The sequence below is a fragment of the Couchioplanes caeruleus genome (genome assembly GCF_003751945.1).
Classification (GTDB): Bacteria; Actinomycetota; Actinomycetes; order Mycobacteriales; family Micromonosporaceae; genus Actinoplanes; species Actinoplanes caeruleus.
Genome location: NZ_RJKL01000001.1, coordinates 6,767,391 through 6,781,631, shown reverse-complemented (window position 1 = coordinate 6,781,631; position 14,241 = coordinate 6,767,391). Strand labels below are relative to the sequence as shown.

15 protein-coding genes are annotated in these 14,241 nt (G+C 72.5%); 11 read left to right on the top strand and 4 right to left on the bottom strand.

The features are described from left to right. Positions 1 to 3: 3 nt before the first annotated feature. The gene (locus EDD30_RS30410) at positions 4 to 732 is read right to left on the bottom strand and encodes a hypothetical protein (protein WP_123678591.1); all 729 of its coding nucleotides are present in this window, start codon (positions 730 to 732) and stop codon (positions 4 to 6) included. A gap of 223 nt (positions 733 to 955) precedes the next feature. On the opposite strand from EDD30_RS30410, the gene EDD30_RS30405 reads away from it, so the two are divergent. Beyond that, positions 956 to 1,159, top strand: coding sequence for a hypothetical protein (locus tag EDD30_RS30405; RefSeq protein ID WP_071807547.1), 204 nt, complete (start codon positions 956 to 958; stop codon positions 1,157 to 1,159). A gap of 13 nt (positions 1,160 to 1,172) precedes the next feature. Here the strand turns inward: EDD30_RS30405 and EDD30_RS30400 are convergent, their stop codons facing one another. Further along, positions 1,173 to 1,601 carry a hypothetical protein gene (locus EDD30_RS30400; RefSeq protein ID WP_071807545.1) on the bottom strand — a complete coding sequence of 143 codons (429 nt, stop codon included), beginning with the start codon at positions 1,599 to 1,601 and terminating at the stop codon, positions 1,173 to 1,175. Positions 1,602 to 1,694: 93 nt separating this feature from the next. Between EDD30_RS30400 and EDD30_RS30395 the strand changes: the two genes are divergently transcribed. The 3 genes from EDD30_RS30395 (at position 1,695) to EDD30_RS30385 (ending at position 5,041) form a co-directional block, all read left to right on the top strand. Next, positions 1,695 to 2,051 (top strand): DUF6401 family natural product biosynthesis protein, encoded by a 357-nt coding sequence (locus tag EDD30_RS30395; RefSeq protein WP_071807543.1) that lies wholly within the window; start codon positions 1,695 to 1,697, stop codon positions 2,049 to 2,051. A 177-nt stretch (positions 2,052 to 2,228) separates the two neighbouring features. Then, on the top strand, positions 2,229 to 4,373 hold the full coding sequence (locus EDD30_RS30390) for an ATP-binding SpoIIE family protein phosphatase (RefSeq protein ID WP_071807542.1): 2,145 nt from the start codon (positions 2,229 to 2,231) through the stop codon (positions 4,371 to 4,373). Further along, positions 4,370 to 5,041 carry an HAD family hydrolase gene (locus tag EDD30_RS30385; RefSeq protein WP_071807541.1) on the top strand — a complete coding sequence of 224 codons (672 nt, stop codon included), beginning with the start codon at positions 4,370 to 4,372 and terminating at the stop codon, positions 5,039 to 5,041. The genes EDD30_RS30390 and EDD30_RS30385 overlap by 4 nt, the downstream gene beginning before the upstream one ends. Here the strand turns inward: EDD30_RS30385 and EDD30_RS30380 are convergent, their stop codons facing one another. After that, a complete protein-coding gene (locus EDD30_RS30380; protein ID WP_071807540.1) occupies positions 5,042 to 5,851 on the bottom strand; it encodes an SDR family oxidoreductase in 810 nt (269 codons plus the stop codon). Between the two features lie 83 nt (positions 5,852 to 5,934). Between EDD30_RS30380 and EDD30_RS30375 the strand changes: the two genes are divergently transcribed. The 6 genes from EDD30_RS30375 (at position 5,935) to EDD30_RS30350 (ending at position 10,579) form a co-directional block, all read left to right on the top strand. Further along, on the top strand, positions 5,935 to 7,203 hold the full coding sequence (locus EDD30_RS30375) for a cation:proton antiporter (protein WP_071807539.1): 1,269 nt from the start codon (positions 5,935 to 5,937) through the stop codon (positions 7,201 to 7,203). 154 nt (positions 7,204 to 7,357) lie between these two features. Then, the gene (locus tag EDD30_RS30370) at positions 7,358 to 8,140 is read left to right on the top strand and encodes a VOC family protein (RefSeq protein WP_244945456.1); all 783 of its coding nucleotides are present in this window, start codon (positions 7,358 to 7,360) and stop codon (positions 8,138 to 8,140) included. A 274-nt stretch (positions 8,141 to 8,414) separates the two neighbouring features. Then, entirely contained in the window at positions 8,415 to 8,651 is a 237-nt protein-coding gene (locus tag EDD30_RS30365) for a helix-turn-helix domain-containing protein (protein WP_071807537.1), read from the top strand. A gap of 1 nt (position 8,652) precedes the next feature. Further along, the gene (locus tag EDD30_RS30360) at positions 8,653 to 9,258 is read left to right on the top strand and encodes a Clp protease N-terminal domain-containing protein (RefSeq protein ID WP_071807536.1); all 606 of its coding nucleotides are present in this window, start codon (positions 8,653 to 8,655) and stop codon (positions 9,256 to 9,258) included. Positions 9,259 to 9,308: 50 nt separating this feature from the next. Beyond that, positions 9,309 to 9,749 (top strand): hypothetical protein, encoded by a 441-nt coding sequence (locus tag EDD30_RS30355; protein WP_071807535.1) that lies wholly within the window; start codon positions 9,309 to 9,311, stop codon positions 9,747 to 9,749. 125 nt (positions 9,750 to 9,874) lie between these two features. Continuing rightward, positions 9,875 to 10,579, top strand: coding sequence for a DUF4241 domain-containing protein (locus EDD30_RS30350; protein WP_244945455.1), 705 nt, complete (start codon positions 9,875 to 9,877; stop codon positions 10,577 to 10,579). A gap of 317 nt (positions 10,580 to 10,896) precedes the next feature. Here EDD30_RS30350 and EDD30_RS30345 read toward each other — a convergent pair whose 3' ends face one another. Beyond that, the gene (locus tag EDD30_RS30345; RefSeq protein WP_143162848.1) at positions 10,897 to 12,312 is read right to left on the bottom strand and encodes a hypothetical protein; all 1,416 of its coding nucleotides are present in this window, start codon (positions 12,310 to 12,312) and stop codon (positions 10,897 to 10,899) included. A gap of 314 nt (positions 12,313 to 12,626) precedes the next feature. Between EDD30_RS30345 and EDD30_RS30340 the strand changes: the two genes are divergently transcribed. Continuing rightward, positions 12,627 to 14,204, top strand: coding sequence for a phospholipase D family protein (locus EDD30_RS30340; RefSeq protein ID WP_071807533.1), 1,578 nt, complete (start codon positions 12,627 to 12,629; stop codon positions 14,202 to 14,204). The last annotated feature ends 37 nt before the right edge of the window (positions 14,205 to 14,241 follow it).

Below are 14,241 nucleotides of genomic sequence, written 5' to 3'. Positions count from 1 at the left end.
CGGTCAGCCCCAGACGGTGACGCTGCCCACCTCGGCGGCGGCGTCGACCTGGTAGCGGCTCCCGGCGGCACTCCAGCCGGGCGGCGCGAGGGAAGTGCCCGGCGGGGCCGGGACCCGGGCCGCCCACGGCACCGCGACCAGACCCGCGCCCGCCCGGAGCCGTAGCTTGACGGCGGTTCCGGCGGGCACGGCGACGGCCAGTTCGCCGACCGTGCCGGTCAGGGTGATCGGCACGGAACCCACCGGAGGCGGCAGCCGCATGCTGACCAGCCCGGCCCCCGAGATCTCGAGTCGCCGGACCCGGCCCGAGGCCAGGTCCAGGTGGTGCTCCCCGGCGCCGGCGGGCAGGCGCAGGTCCCACCGGACCCGGCGGTTGAGCAGCACCTCGACGGTGTCGGGCCCGTCCGCGCCGGTCGGCACCAGGGCGAGCCGTACCCGTCCCGCCACGCCGGTGACCTGCGGCGCCAGTCCCGAGTCCGCCGGGGTGGTCACGCGGTAGAGCAGACCGGGGAGCTCCGCGAGCCGCACCTCCACCCGGGAGGCGGCGTCACGCACGGTGAGGAATGCCGCCGTCCGCCCGTGCAGCGCACCGGCCTGGACGTGCGGTTGCGGTCCGTCGTCGGCAGGCATCTGCCGGGCGCTGAGGGTCGTGGTCGGCGAGCACGCCGCGAGTGCCACGCCCAGCAGCGCGAGGACGGCAGGGGCGGCGCGCCGCCCCGTGTTCTTCTCCACGAAAGGTACAAACGCCCGAGAAAACAACAAAGCACTCTTGACCGTGCCGCAGGCCGCCCCCGGCAGTCCCTTCAGACCCCACGGCAACACTGTGAACAGGGGAAACAGACCGCTGGTACCGGCGGTGGGGCGACGATGACGTTGCGCAGTAGGCACCATCGGTCAACCCAGCATCGGCCGAAAGGGTGACGGCGAAGCGCCCGAATCCGGCAACACTAGCCGGATGCGTTCTGCCGGTTTCCTCTCCGAGCGTCAGCGTCGTCTCGCCTGGGTGGGCTTCCTGCTCGCCGCGTTCCAGGCGCCCGTGGCGGCGTCGCTCATCGACGATGCCTCCTGGCTCTTCGCGGTCGTCGTGGCGCTTCTGGTCGCCACCGTGATCGTCGCCGACGACGCCCAGCGCCGCCGCCCGCGCGCCGAGCTCGAGTAGCCACCGCGGCCGGTCAGGGCAGGGCCTCGTGGCCCGCCCGTCCGTGGGTACGACGACGCTCCTTCAGCTCGGCCTCCCAGAGGTGACGCCTGCCCTGGGCGAGCTCCTCCCGGGCGTCCCGCTCAATGCCCCGGAACTCGGCGTAGTACCCGTCGTCGAACTCCTCGACCACCTGGAACGTCCAGCGGCCGGGGAGGACGTTACGCCCGATCAGCTCGTGCTGGATGCGCTGCGCCACCGCAGGGTGGCCCGCCCGTTCGAACAGCTCCACGGCGTCGTCGAGCTTGAAGTCGGCCTCGCCTATGAGCTGGTGCACCGAGTACAGGTGGCCGCGCACGCGCTCCACCATCTCCAGGGCCTCGCTCAGCTTGCCGAGGGCTTCGACCGTGGCGTCGTCCAGCCCGGGGGGCCGGCGGTGGGCAGCGTCGGGACCATCGCTCATGCCGGGATCAGTTCCCCACCGGGACGCGGTTCAACCGAGCTGCACCGATCAGGCGAACCGTTGGCTACCCCGGCCTCCCTACCTTTTCTACTCATGAATGGTCTGTTCAGCGGCGCTGCCGCCCGTGCTGCCCTGCGTTCCGCCCACGCCTGCCTTGCCGAGCTGATGACCACCGTCGGCGTCAGCGGCCTCGAGGCCGCGGCACAGAGTCCGGGCCTGCTGGCCGCCCTCGACCAGCACGAGGCGGGCATCCGCGACAGCCTCTCGACCGACGTGCGGCCGCTCACCCCGGTGATCCTGGCCGCCTACGCCGAGGGCGTGCGCGACGCGGCCTTCAAGCACGGCTGGCGCGCGCCGGTCGGCCCGATCGACTGGGCCTCCGACGACTGGGTGCTGACCCGGCTGCTCGCGGTCTGCACGCTGGCCCGGACCCTGCCCCAGGGCCGCTGACAGCGCCACCGACCCCACGCTTCACCCGACAGGCCACACCGACCGTTCCGGGCCGGCACCTCACCGAGGTGCCGGCCCTTGTCATGTCCGCGACATCACCCGTGCGTACCGGGCACAACCGGACGTACGTACAGTGGCCATATCGTCCGAACGGCCGAGGCGGGCTACGCTCATCCCATGGTCGGCATGGGGAGCCCTTCGGCTACGGCGCTGCCCGCACAGGTGGCGGTGACGGCACGGCACGTTCCCGACTGCGCCGAGCTCGTGCGTGCCCAGCCGTGGGACAGCACGCCGCTCGGTCCGATGGAGAGCTGGGATCCGGTCGTCCAGGCCACCGTGGAGGTGGTGCTCGCCTCGCCGGTGCCGATGGCGCTGGCGTACGGCGACGACTACCTGCTCATCTACAACGACGCGTACGCGGAGGTCATCGGCGCCAAGCACCCGGCGGCGATGGGCTGCCCGGCGGCCCAGGTCTTCGGCGACCTCTGGCAGGCGCCCGGGATCGGCGGGGTCATCGACGACGTGTACCGCACGGGCCGGCCCTTCTTCGAGGCCGAGGCCCAGATGTCGGTCCCCCGCGCCGGAAAGGTGGAGCAGGCGTCGTTCACCCGCGGGCACTCGGTGGTGCGCGACCGGCACGGCTCGGTCGTCGGCGTCCTCACCGTGGCGGCCGAGACCACGCAGGTGACCCGCCGGCTGCAGAGCCTGGGCGAGCTGACCGCGCGGCTAGCCTCCACGCTCACCATCGACGACGTCGCCCGGGTCGTGCTGGCGTACGCGATGAGCTCCTTCGACGTCGACCACTGCGTCTTCGCGGTGGACGACGGCGCGGAGTTCCGCTACGTGCGGCGCATCCGGGGCGAGATGGTGGACGAGGTCGACGAGCGGCTGCCCCCGCTGTGGAAGCGGATCGGCAACGACCCCCGGTCCCCGATGGTGATCGCGGCGCAGAGCGGCCGTCCCTCGTTCCAGCCCGACGGCTCGCCGCTGCTGCGGGTGGCGACGGACCGGCACGAGCGCCGGATCCGGGCACTCGCCGCGATGCCGCTGCGCACCCCGTCCCTGCACGGCGCACTCACCATCGGCTACCGCACCGCGCACACCTGGCTGCCGGCCGAGCGGGCACTGCTCTACGCCGCGGCCGAGCTGGTCGCCCAGGCGGCGGAGCGGGCCCGGCGGTTCGAGGCGCAGCACGGCACCGCCCAGCTCCTGCAGCGCAGCATGCTCCCGGAACACCTGCCCGAGCTGGACAGGTTCCGGATCGCCGCGCGCTACGACGTCGGCGTGGACGGCAACGCCGCGGGCGGCGACTTCTACGACGCGTTCGAGCTGAGCGACGGCCGGCTCGCGATGGTCCTCGGCGACGTCGCCGGCCACGACGTCCGCGCCGCCGCGGTGATGGGACAGGTCCGGGCGGCGCTGCGCGCCCTCGCGCTCACCGATCCCGCGCCCGAGACCGTGCTGGCCGGCCTCGACCGGCTGGTCGGCTCGCTGGGTGCGGAGTCGCGCAACGAGGAGATCTTCGTGACCGTCGTCTACGGCGTGCTCGATCAGAGCGACGGGACGATCACGCTGGGCAGCGCGGGTCATCCCCCGCCGGTGCTGCGCCGGGCCGGGCAGGGTCGGGCCACGGCCGAGCTGGTCGCCGTGCCGCCGGGCGCGCCGCTGGGGCTGGGCGGCTCCTGGCGGACGAGCACGGTCCGGCTGGAACCCGGAGACTCGATCCTGATGTTCAGCGACGGCGTGGTCGAGCGCCGGGACCGGCCGCTCGGCGCGGGTCTCGCGGATCTTGTGGCGGCGGCCGCCGGCGCCGCCAGCGGCGACCCCCGCAACCTGTGCTCGCTGGCGACGGCGGCCGTCGCCGGGCGTACGGACGACGACGTGGCCGTCCTCGCCGTCGAGCGGGCGGTGGCGCTGAGCCGGTCGGCGACGATGCGGGTCCCGGCGGAGCCGACCGGACCGAGCCGGGTCCGGCAGTGGATGACCACCCGCCTGCGCGACTGGGGGGTGCCGGAGCCGGTGATCGGCGCGGCGATCCTGTGCACCAGCGAGCTGACCACGAACGCCCTGCTGCACGCCGGCACGCCGGCGCACGTGCGCATCGACCTCAGCGCGGAGCGCCTGCTGGTCTCGGTCGCCGACACCGGCACGCGGGGCAGCGTGACCCGCGCCCACACGGACACCCTGAGCAGCCGGGGCCGCGGCCTGGGCCTGATCGAGGAGCTCAGCGACACCTGGGGCACCGATCCCGCCGTCCGCGGTTCCACGGTCTGGTTCGAGATGTTGCTACCCCCGCCGGAACGGGGTAATCGGGGCACATGACGACCACACGGGGAGTGCTCTTCGACGTCGACGGCACGCTGGTGGACACCACCTACCTGCACGCGGTGGCGTGGTGGGAGGCGTTGCGCCGGCACGACCACGACGTGCCGATGGCGAAGATCCACCGGGCGATCGGGATGGGCTCCGACAAGATCCTCGATCAGCTTCTCGGCGACGGCCGCGACACCGACGACGAATGGCTGTCCACCGCCCACGACGTGCTCTACGGCGCGTGGTGGGAGCGGCTGCGCCCCCTGCCCGGCGCCGCCGATCTGCTGCGCGCGTGTGCGGACCGGGGTCTCGCGGTGGTGCTGGCTTCCTCGGCGAAGGGTGCCGAGCTGACGAAGCTGCGCGAAGTCATCGACGCGGACGACGTGATCACAGCGGCCACGTCGTCGGCGGACGCCGAGGAGAGCAAGCCTGCGCCGGACATCCTGGAGGCCGCCCTGGACCAGTCCGGGGTCGACCCGCGGCAGAGCGTCTTCGTGGGCGACGCGGTCTGGGACGTCAAGGCGGCGGCCAAGCTCGACATCCCCTGCATCGGGCTGGCCTGCGGCGGCACCAGCGCCGAGGAGCTCACGGCGGCGGGCGCCGTCGAGACCTACGACGACCCCGCCGCCCTGCTCGCCGCCCTGGACCGCTCGGCGATCACGAAGCTGTCCGGCTGATCAGGGCCGCCGCCAGTCGTCGTCCGCCAGATGGGAGCCGGCCTGGGGGCCCATGAGCAGCAACCCGCCGTCGACGGGCCAGGTGGCGCCGGTCACATAGGACGCACGCGCGCTCGCGAGGAACGCCACGACCGCCGCCACCTCCCGGGCGTCACCCGGCCGCCCCAGCGGCACGCCGGGTCGCCGCCGGGTGTGCGGATCGACGTCCTCCTGGCCGGTCATCGCGGTGGCGATCTCGCCCGGCGCGACCGCGTTGACCGTGATGCCGTGCTCGGAGAGCTCCTGCGCCAGCACCTTGGTCAGCAGCCCCAACCCGCCCTTGGCCGCGCAGTACGCTCCCGCACCGACCCGCGGCGCCGTCTCGTGCACGCTCGTGATGTTGATGATGCGACCGCCGCGCCGCGCCGCGACCATCCGACGGGCCGCGCGCTGGGCGCACAGGAAGGGCCCGTCGAGATCGACGGCGAGGACTTGGCGCCACTGTTCCCAGCGCGTGTCGAGCAGGGGCGTAGCCGTGCCCGTACCTGCGCAGTTGACCAGCACGCCGATGCCGCCGAGCGCCTCGGCGAGATCGTCCACGACGGCGGCCGCGCCCGGGAGCCGGGTGAGGTCCAGGGACCGGATCTCGGCACGCCGGCCGGCCTTGCGCACCTCGTCGGCGGTGCGCTGGGCGTGCGCGGTGTCGCGGTGCCGGGTGATGCCGACGTCGTACCCGTCCTCGGCGAGGGCGACGGCGATCGCCCGGCCGATGCCCGACTCGGAGCCGGTGACGACGGCGACCCGGGGATGACAGGCGCCTTGCACGGTCATGCGGAGCCGCTTACCCGGCACAGCGACGGGCAACCGCGCCACGACCGGCATGTTTTTGGCGTACGGCGGGCAGTCTGTGGCCCGTGCAGCTCCCCGACGTCCTCTTCGCCATCTTCGGTATGGGCGCCCTGCTGGCAGGCATCCTGCCGCGGGTCCTCGAACGCCGCCCCCTGTCCATGCCGATCGTCTTCCTGGCGCTGGGCATGGTGCTCTTCGCCGTACCCCTGGGTCTTCCGGAGGCCGACCCGCTCGCCAGCCCGCGGCTGACGCAGCACCTCACCGAGGTCTGTGTGATCGTCGCCCTGATGGGCGCCGGGCTGAAGATCGACCGGCCGCTCGGCGGGCGGCGGTGGACGTCGACCTGGCGGTTGCTGGCCGTCGCCATGCCGGTCACGATCGTGGCCGTGGCCCTGCTCGGCTGGTGGTGGGCCGCCCTGGCGCCGGCAGCGGCCGTGCTGCTGGGCGCGGCCCTCGCACCGACCGACCCGGTCCTGGCCTCCGACGTGCAGGTGGGCGAGCCGACCGACGAGGAGGACTCCGAGGACGAGGTCCGCTTCGCGCTGACGTCGGAAGCCGGGCTCAACGACGGCCTGGCCTTCCCCTTCGTGTACGCCGCGATCGCGATGGCGACGGCCGCGGTGACGCACGAGAGCTGGTTCGGCGAGTGGCTGCTCGTCGATGTCCTCTACAAGGTCGTCATCGGCCTCGGTGGGGGCTGGCTCGTCGGCAAGCTGCTCGGCGTGCTGTTCTTCCGCGCCCGCAGCCGCACGCTTCGCCTCGCGCACCATTCGGAGGGCTTTCTCGCCCTGGCGGCGACCTTCCTGGCGTACGGGCTGGTCGAGGTCGTCGGCGGCTACGGCTTCCTGGCGGTGTTCGTGGCGGCGCGAGGGATCCGGGCGGCGCAGCGCTCGCACGAGTATCACCAGGTGCTGCACGACTTCGCCGAGCAGATCGAGCGGCTGCTGACGGTCCTGCTGCTCCTGCTGCTGGGCGGGGCCGTGGTCGGCGGCCTGCTGGCGCCGCTCACCTGGCCGGCCGCGCTGGTCGGGCTGACGCTGATCTTCGTGGTCCGGCCCCTGACCGGGTTCCTCTCGCTGCGCGGTGCGCCGGGCCACGCGGCGGAACACTGGGTGATCGGTACCTTCGGCATCCGCGGAATCGGTACGTTCTATTACCTTGCGTACGCCACGAGCCACGCCACGTTCCCGAACGTGGATGTCGTATGGGCGACAGCGGCATTCGTCGTTCTGGTGAGCGTGGTGTTGCACGGCGTCGCGGCCACGCCCGTGATGCGGCTTCTGGACCGATACAACGAACGGTCGCGTACCCCGGAAGAGCGACACGCTCAGTAATCGCCATAACGGTGCGTAATCGCAACCCCGCGAGATCGTGGTTTATTAAGGACATTGAACCCCTGCGTAGTGGCAGAGCGTATTCATGGCTGTAAAGTGGCGGCACCTCCTCCGCAGCAGGTGATCCACGATGGAGCGACGAAAGGTGCGGCCGATGCGTATACGGGGCTTTGCGCCGGGGACACCCTGCTGGGTCGAGCTGGCGAGTGCGGATCCCGCCCGGGCGGCGGACTTCTACACCCGCCTCTTCGGCTGGGAATTGGCCGGTGACCGGTTCACGCTCCAGGGACGCGCCGTCGCCGGGCTCACTCGCGTCCGCGCCGACCGGCCGGTGGGCTGGATGACCTACCTCACCGAGCACAACCTCGAGTCCTCGATCATGCGGGTGCGCGAGGCGGGCGGCTCGCTGGTCAGCGAGCCGGCCGACCACAACGGCGGCCGCAGCGCCGTCATCGCCGACCCCGCCGGCGCGCGGCTGGGCATCTGGGAGCCGCGCGGCTTCACGGGAACCCAGCTCGGCGGCGAGCCGAGCACCATGACCTTCCCGGAACTGCTCACCGACGACGCGGTGGCCGCGGCCAACTTCTACGGCCAGGCGTTCGGCTGGCTGCTACGCGACGAGTACGGCAGCGACGGCACCCGAGGCGAATGGATCACCACCGCCCACGACGCGATGGCCGGGCTCGCCCCGTCCCGCGGCGGGAGCTGGTGGCGGGCCGCGTTCCAGGTCGCCGACTGCGTCGAGACGCTGGAAGACGCCCGGGCCTACGGCGCGACCGTCGTCTCCGGTGCCACCGCGATGGGCTTCGGCACGTACGCCGAGCTGCTCGACCCCGCGGGCGTGCCGTTCTCGATCGCGGCCCCGGCGGCGATTCCCATCGAACTGACCATGTCCTACACGCCGCAGTCGGGCATGGAGTTGACCTTCGGCGCATGAGGGGTGGAAAGGGGGCCGGTCGCGCCGACCGGCCCCCTTTCCCGTGTCCGCGCTCTCCCCGTGCCCGCCCCCGCTCTACCCCGCGCCTCGCCCATCCCCACGCCCCGCGCCAGCCCGCACCCGCGCTAGCCCCCGCCCCGCGCTAGCCCCCGCCCCGCGCTTGCCCGCAGCCGCGCCTTCCCCCACTCCGCGCTTTCCTCACGCCTGCGCCTTTCCGTGCCCGCGGTGTCAACCTGGGTTGACATCCTCGTCGTGTCAACGTAGGTTGACATGCATGACGGAAGCGACCGACCTCGCCGCCGCCGCGGGCAGCGCCGACCCCCGGGTCGGGCTGCGCGCGGTGGTGGCGCTGCGCCGCCTGCTCGAGGGCCTGGAGCACCTGCAGGTGGCCAACGCGCGCCGGAAAGGCTGGTCCTGGCAGGAAATCGCGGACGCCCTCGAGGTGACCCGCCAGGGCGTACACAAGAAACACGCGGGCCGCGTGCCGATGCAGGATCTCCGGGAGGACTGAGATGTTCGAGCGATTCACCCGCGCCGCCCGGGAAACGGTCATCCGCGCCCAGGCCGAGGCCCGCGAGCTGGGCCACGCACCGATCGGCACCGAGCACGTGCTGCTCGCCCTGCTGGCCGACCCCGCCGGGCCGGTCGCCTCGGCGCCGGCGCTGCGAGAGAAGCAGGTCGACGCCGGCTACGCCCGCGCCGAGATCATCCGTCGGGCCGGCGGGGACACCGGCACGGCCGCGACCGACGCCGACGCCGCCGACCGCGAGGCCCTGCGGGCCATCGGCATCGACCTGGACGCGGTCCGGCGGGCCATCGAGGAGAACTTCGGGCCGGGCGCGCTGAACCTGCCCCGCGAGCCCGCACCGAAGCGCAAGGGCCTGTTCCGGCGGGGCACCGGCCACATCCCCTTTTCGCCGCGGGCCAAGAAGGTGCTGGAGCTGTCCCTGCGGGAAGCGATCCGCCTCAAGCACAACTACATCGCGCCCGAGCACATCATGCTGGGCGTCCTCCGCGAGGAGCGGGGCCCAGGCGCGCAGATCCTGGCGGAACGCGGGGTCGACGCCGACGAACTGCGCGCCGACCTCGCCCGCTCCCTGCACGCCGACGCGGCGTGACGGCTCCCTCACAGGCCTACTTCCGGCGGTGACCGGGTATCGGGGGCGGCATGACGTACCGGGTCGAGTACAACGGCGAGGATTTCGAGCTCGCCACCCTGGATGCCGCCCTCGACAACGCCAAGCACGCGATCGCCGCCGACGTCGGCTCGGTCAGCGGCTGGGCCGTCGAGCACGACGAGACGATCAACGACTGGTTCGTCCAGGGCGTCCGCGACGGCCGGGCGATCGGAGCGACCGCCGTGGTCACCGGCCCCGAGCCGACCATGACGGCGCAGGCACTCCCCCGCCACGCACCCGCGCCCGGCGACACCGGGGCCCGCTGCATGACCTTCACCGGCGCGACCCCGGCCGAGACCCTGGGCATGGCGGCCACCTGGCTGGCCGGCCGCCCCGAGATCCTCGACGTCGACGACCTCGGCTGGCACCTGAGCCGAAGCGGATACGAGGCACGCGTCTACTACCGCGCCTGGTCCCCGGCTCGCACCTGAGCCGCGCCGCGAACGGGGTGCCGTGCCGAACGTGGTCGCGCCACCCCGTTCACGCCCACCGCGCCGCTCTCCGGGGCGCCGGCCGGCCACGCGATTCTGTCGGTGGTCGCCGATACCCTCCCGGCATGGCTGTGGATATCGGCGAGATGCTGAATCGGCTGCTGGTCGAGGGCGCTCGACACGTCGACGACGCCTGCGACTACCGCCTGACCGGGGTCCCGCTCGGTGACGTGACCCTGCCCACCGGTCGCGTGGTCGCGTGCGATCCCCTGGTGCATCCGGGCGAGACGCCGCCGTTCACCGTCACCGTCCCGCCGGGACGGTATCCCCTGCGGGCCTGGGTGGCCGTGGTGCACCCGGCCGCCGCCCTCGCCTCCGGTTCCCCGCCGTCCGGATCACCCACCCGCGACCGGGCATCGCTCGCCCGCGACCGGCCAGAGTCGGATCGGCGGACGGCCGCGCTGCACCTCGCCATTCGCGACGAACCGGTCGTCGCGTGGGAGCCTGCCGCCGTGCCCGACGCGGATCGGGCCCTACTCGACGAGGACGGCTTCTGGGCTTACCCGGTCGATTCGGGCATCGGCACGCTAGCCGACGAGTGCGCCCTGGCCGCGCTGAAGACCTGGACCTATGCGCGCGTCGAGCGGGTCTTCCTCCCGGAGCCAAGCCCTCCGGCGCCGGGCGCGCTCCGCGCGATCACCGATCCCGCGACCGGGGCCGGCGTGGTGGCGGTGAGCACCGGCTGGGGAGAAGGCGCGTATGCCACCTTTGTCGGCCGGACGGCGGAGGGAGAGGTCGCTTCCTTCGTCACGGACTTCCGCGTGGTCTGACTCCGGTCACGACGCCGTCGTCGGGACCGTCGACCCACCCCGAGGGCGGCCGGCTTCGGGTCGGCGACCCGCTCGCCGTCCCGCACGCTCCGGAGAACGAGGGCGATCGACTCCCGCGGCGACAACCACACGCTCCGGGGAACGCCGGGCCGGACCAGGGAACAGGCTCCGCCCGGGCCGGTTTCATTCGGGTCGGCGTACGCCTCGGCGGCCTCGATCGAGAAACGGAACGCGGCCGCGGGGCCTGCGAGACCCGCGACTCGACGACATGGCCGCTGGTGGCGGTCGCGGTGACGGCGATCGGGCGGGCCCTGGGGTCAGTTGGGGAAGGTGCTCGGGTCGACGTCGCTGGTCGAGGCGTTGCCGCCGACGACGGGGGTCAGGGTGATCGTCCAGATGGATGTGGAGGACGCCGTCGTCGTGAACTTGAAGGTGTCGTCGAACTTGCTGTACGCGCAGTCGCGGGTGAAGCCCTTCTTGTCCGCGTTCCAGTCCTCGCCCGATGCCGTGTAGATGCGGTACGTGCCGTCCTGGATGCCCTTGGCCGTGTAGGTGCCGCCGCCCCGCACGTACACGGTGAAGACGGGTTTGGGTTTCGTGCCCTTGCTGGGAACCAGGGAGATCGTGGTGTCGGACGCACCGTTCTTGATCTTCAGGTGGCCGAGGCCGCCGGCGCCGGACTGCTTGACGAAGGTCCCGTTCTTCAGTCGCCGTTTCTGTTCTTTGGGGGCCGCCGGCAGGAAGGTGCCGAACTTGTAGGTGGTGTCCGCCGCCGCCAACTTCCTGGCGTTCTCGCGCAGGCCGCCGGCCCAGCCGGACCGCAGGACCGTCGCGAACGGCGAGGCCGCCGGGCACTCCTGCTTCGCGCCCGCCGTGTCCTCGACCATGTCGCCAAGGCTGTCCAACTGGTGGGTGAGCTGGGCGTGCACGGACTGCGCGCCCGCCGGAGGCTCGGTAGCGCGCAGCTTGCCCGCCTCGGCGTGGATCACGGGCGCCGCCGCCTGGGCCGCCCGGGCGAACGCCGCCGGATCGCCGGTGTTGAGCTTCGCGAACGGCACCCTGATCGCGTTGTCCGAGGCGGCGAGGAGCTGGGCGTACTGCTGAGGGCTCATCGGGCCCGTCCCGGTGGGGGTGGCCGCCCCGATGCCGCTGCGCTTGCCCGCCTCCGACGTGTCGTCGTCGGATTGCGAGAAGGCGAGGCCGACGCCGCAGCATCCGACCACGAGCAGGGCCGCCAGGGAGAGACCGATGATCAGATTGCGCCGGCCGGTGCGCGGTTTCGCAGGTGGCGGGCCGTAAGCGCCGGGCGGCACGTAGGCGCCGGACGGCGCATAAGCGCCCGGAGGCGGGTTACCGCCAGGCGCCGGGTAACCATCGGCCGGCGGATATCCAGGCGGCGGGTAGGCCGCCGCCGGCGGGCCGCTCGCCGGAAGGGGTGGCGCCGCCGGTGGACCGCTCGCCGGAAAGGGGGGCGTCGCCGTCGGCGGGCCGCTCGCCGGGAACGGCGGTGCCGTCACCGGCGGGGGCGTGAGAGCCGTCGGCACCCGGATCGTCACCGCGACTGTGCCGGCCGGGGTCGGCACCCACACCACCGCGCCGTCCACCGTGCCGGGTGGGATTGTCACCGTCAGGGGACCATGCTCCGGGGTCCAGACGACCTTCGTCGCGCCGGTGGCCGCCTCGGCCGGTGGGACCTCGATCAATGCGCTGCTGAAAGCCGACTCCCCCGTCATGCCGAGGAGTATGGAGGAGTCAGCGGCTTTCGCGCTGCCCGCATTCCGTCACGAAAGCGACACCAGTGAGCACCGTAATAAGAATGTGAGAACCCCGGTCGTCAGGAGATGAGCAACATGGCGCCGACGCCCAACACCACCATCAGCAGGACGGCGATGAGTAGACCTCGTTCGGAGGAGGTGGTGGCGTCGGTCGGGGTCAGCGGCTGGCTACTCATAAGAGGGGTCCTTCGCACGGGTGGCTACGACTCAGGGTGCGGGTGGCCCTCGAGGGGCCTACCGTGAGGGCGTCGTCGACCTCGGAAGGGCTGCCCGTGTCACACCAGGAGTGGTTCCTGACCGCGGACGAGCGCGGCAACCCTGACACTCAGATACCCAACTGGTCGCCGGGAAACACCGTCGAGCCCCTCATTCACGGCGAGAACTACTTCGACCGCCTGGTGACCGAGGTCGAGATGCTGGGCGACGGCGACCACCTGTTCTTCACCGACTGGCGTGGCGACCCGGACGAGCGGATGCGCGATCACGGCCCCACGATCGTCGAGCTCTTCGCCGCGGCCGCGAAGCGTGGTGTCGTGGTCAAGGGCCTGCTCTGGCGTTCACACCTCGACAAGCTGGCGTACAGCGAGGAGGAGAACCGGAACCTCGGCGAGGAGATCGAGGCCGCCGGCGGCGAGGTGCTGCTCGACCAGCGGATCCGCCGGGGCGGCTCGCACCACCAGAAGCTGGTGGTGCTGCGCCATCCGCGGGCGCCCGAGAAGGACATCGCGTTCGCCGGCGGGATCGATCTCTGCCACAGCCGCAGGGACGGCGCCGACCATCGCGGCGATCCGCAGGCGGTGGCCATGGCCGAGGCGTACGGAAGCAATCCGCCCTGGCACGACGTCCAGCTCGCCCTGCGCGGCCCGGTGGTCGGCGCCCTCGACCTGGCGTTCCGGGAGCGCTGGACCGACCCGGCGCCGCTGGACCAGCACGGGCCGATCAGCACGGTCGCCGACCACCTCCGCCACGCCGACCTGCGCGCCGACCGCCTTCCGCCGCAGCCGCCGGATCCGGGCGAGTGCGGGCCGCACGACGTGCAGGTGCTGCGGACCTACCCGGCCATGCGTCCGCCGTACGGTTTCGCCAAGCTCGGCGAACGCAGCATCGCGCGCGGATATACGAAAGCCATCAAACGGGCGCGGCGCCTGATCTACCTCGAGGACCAGTACCTGTGGTCCAAAGAGGTCGCTCAGCTTTTCGCGGACGCACTCAACGACAATCCGGGGCTGCATCTGATCGCGGTCGTACCGCGGCATCCGGACGTGGACGGCAGGTTCGCCCTGCCACCCAACCAGGTGGGCCGGGCCGAGGCGGTCGCGCTGTGCCACAGAGCCGCGCCCGACCGTGTGCACGTCTTCGACGTCGAGAACCACGACGGCGCACCCGTCTACGTACACGCGAAGGTATGTGTCGTGGACGACGTGTGGGCCAGCGTCGGCAGCGACAACTTCAACCGTCGTTCGTGGACGCACGACAGCGAGCTCTCCTGCGCGGTGATGGACCGCACGCGCGACGAGCGGGCGCCGACCGACCCGGCAGGGTTGGGCGACGGCGCGCGCGTCTATGCGCGCGAGCTGCGGCTCACACTGCTGCGCGAGCATCTCGACCGTTCCGGCGACGAGGACCTTCTCGACCCCGAATCCACCGTACGGACGGTGCGCGCCTCCGCCGACGCGCTGCGTGACTGGCACCGTGACGGCGAGCGGGGTCCCCGGCCACCGGGGCGCCTGGTGCCGCACGAGACCGAACGGCTCGCCTGGCATCAGCGGCTCTGGGCGGTGCCCGCCTACCGCCTGGTCTACGACCCCGACGGCCGCCCGTGGCGGGAGCGCCGCGCCGGCACCTGGTAGGGCTGGGTATACCCACGGAACTATCCGTGGACGGCTG

Coding starts and splice junctions, on each gene's coding strand:
- EDD30_RS30390 (WP_071807542.1), top strand. CDS start 2,229: ATGGTCGGCATGGGGAGCCCTTCGGCTACGGCGCTGCCCGCACAGGTG.
- EDD30_RS30395 (WP_071807543.1), top strand. CDS start 1,695: ATGAATGGTCTGTTCAGCGGCGCTGCCGCCCGTGCTGCCCTGCGTTCC.
- EDD30_RS30360 (WP_071807536.1), top strand. CDS start 8,653: ATGTTCGAGCGATTCACCCGCGCCGCCCGGGAAACGGTCATCCGCGCC.
- EDD30_RS30380 (WP_071807540.1), bottom strand. CDS start 5,851: ATGACCGTGCAAGGCGCCTGTCATCCCCGGGTCGCCGTCGTCACCGGC.
- EDD30_RS30400 (WP_071807545.1), bottom strand. CDS start 1,601: ATGAGCGATGGTCCCGACGCTGCCCACCGCCGGCCCCCCGGGCTGGAC.
- EDD30_RS30350 (WP_244945455.1), top strand. CDS start 9,875: ATGGCTGTGGATATCGGCGAGATGCTGAATCGGCTGCTGGTCGAGGGC.
- EDD30_RS30355 (WP_071807535.1), top strand. CDS start 9,309: ATGACGTACCGGGTCGAGTACAACGGCGAGGATTTCGAGCTCGCCACC.
- EDD30_RS30345 (WP_143162848.1), bottom strand. CDS start 12,312: ATGACGGGGGAGTCGGCTTTCAGCAGCGCATTGATCGAGGTCCCACCG.
- EDD30_RS30370 (WP_244945456.1), top strand. CDS start 7,358: ATGCGTATACGGGGCTTTGCGCCGGGGACACCCTGCTGGGTCGAGCTG.
- EDD30_RS30405 (WP_071807547.1), top strand. CDS start 956: ATGCGTTCTGCCGGTTTCCTCTCCGAGCGTCAGCGTCGTCTCGCCTGG.
- EDD30_RS30365 (WP_071807537.1), top strand. CDS start 8,415: ATGACGGAAGCGACCGACCTCGCCGCCGCCGCGGGCAGCGCCGACCCC.
- EDD30_RS30385 (WP_071807541.1), top strand. CDS start 4,370: ATGACGACCACACGGGGAGTGCTCTTCGACGTCGACGGCACGCTGGTG.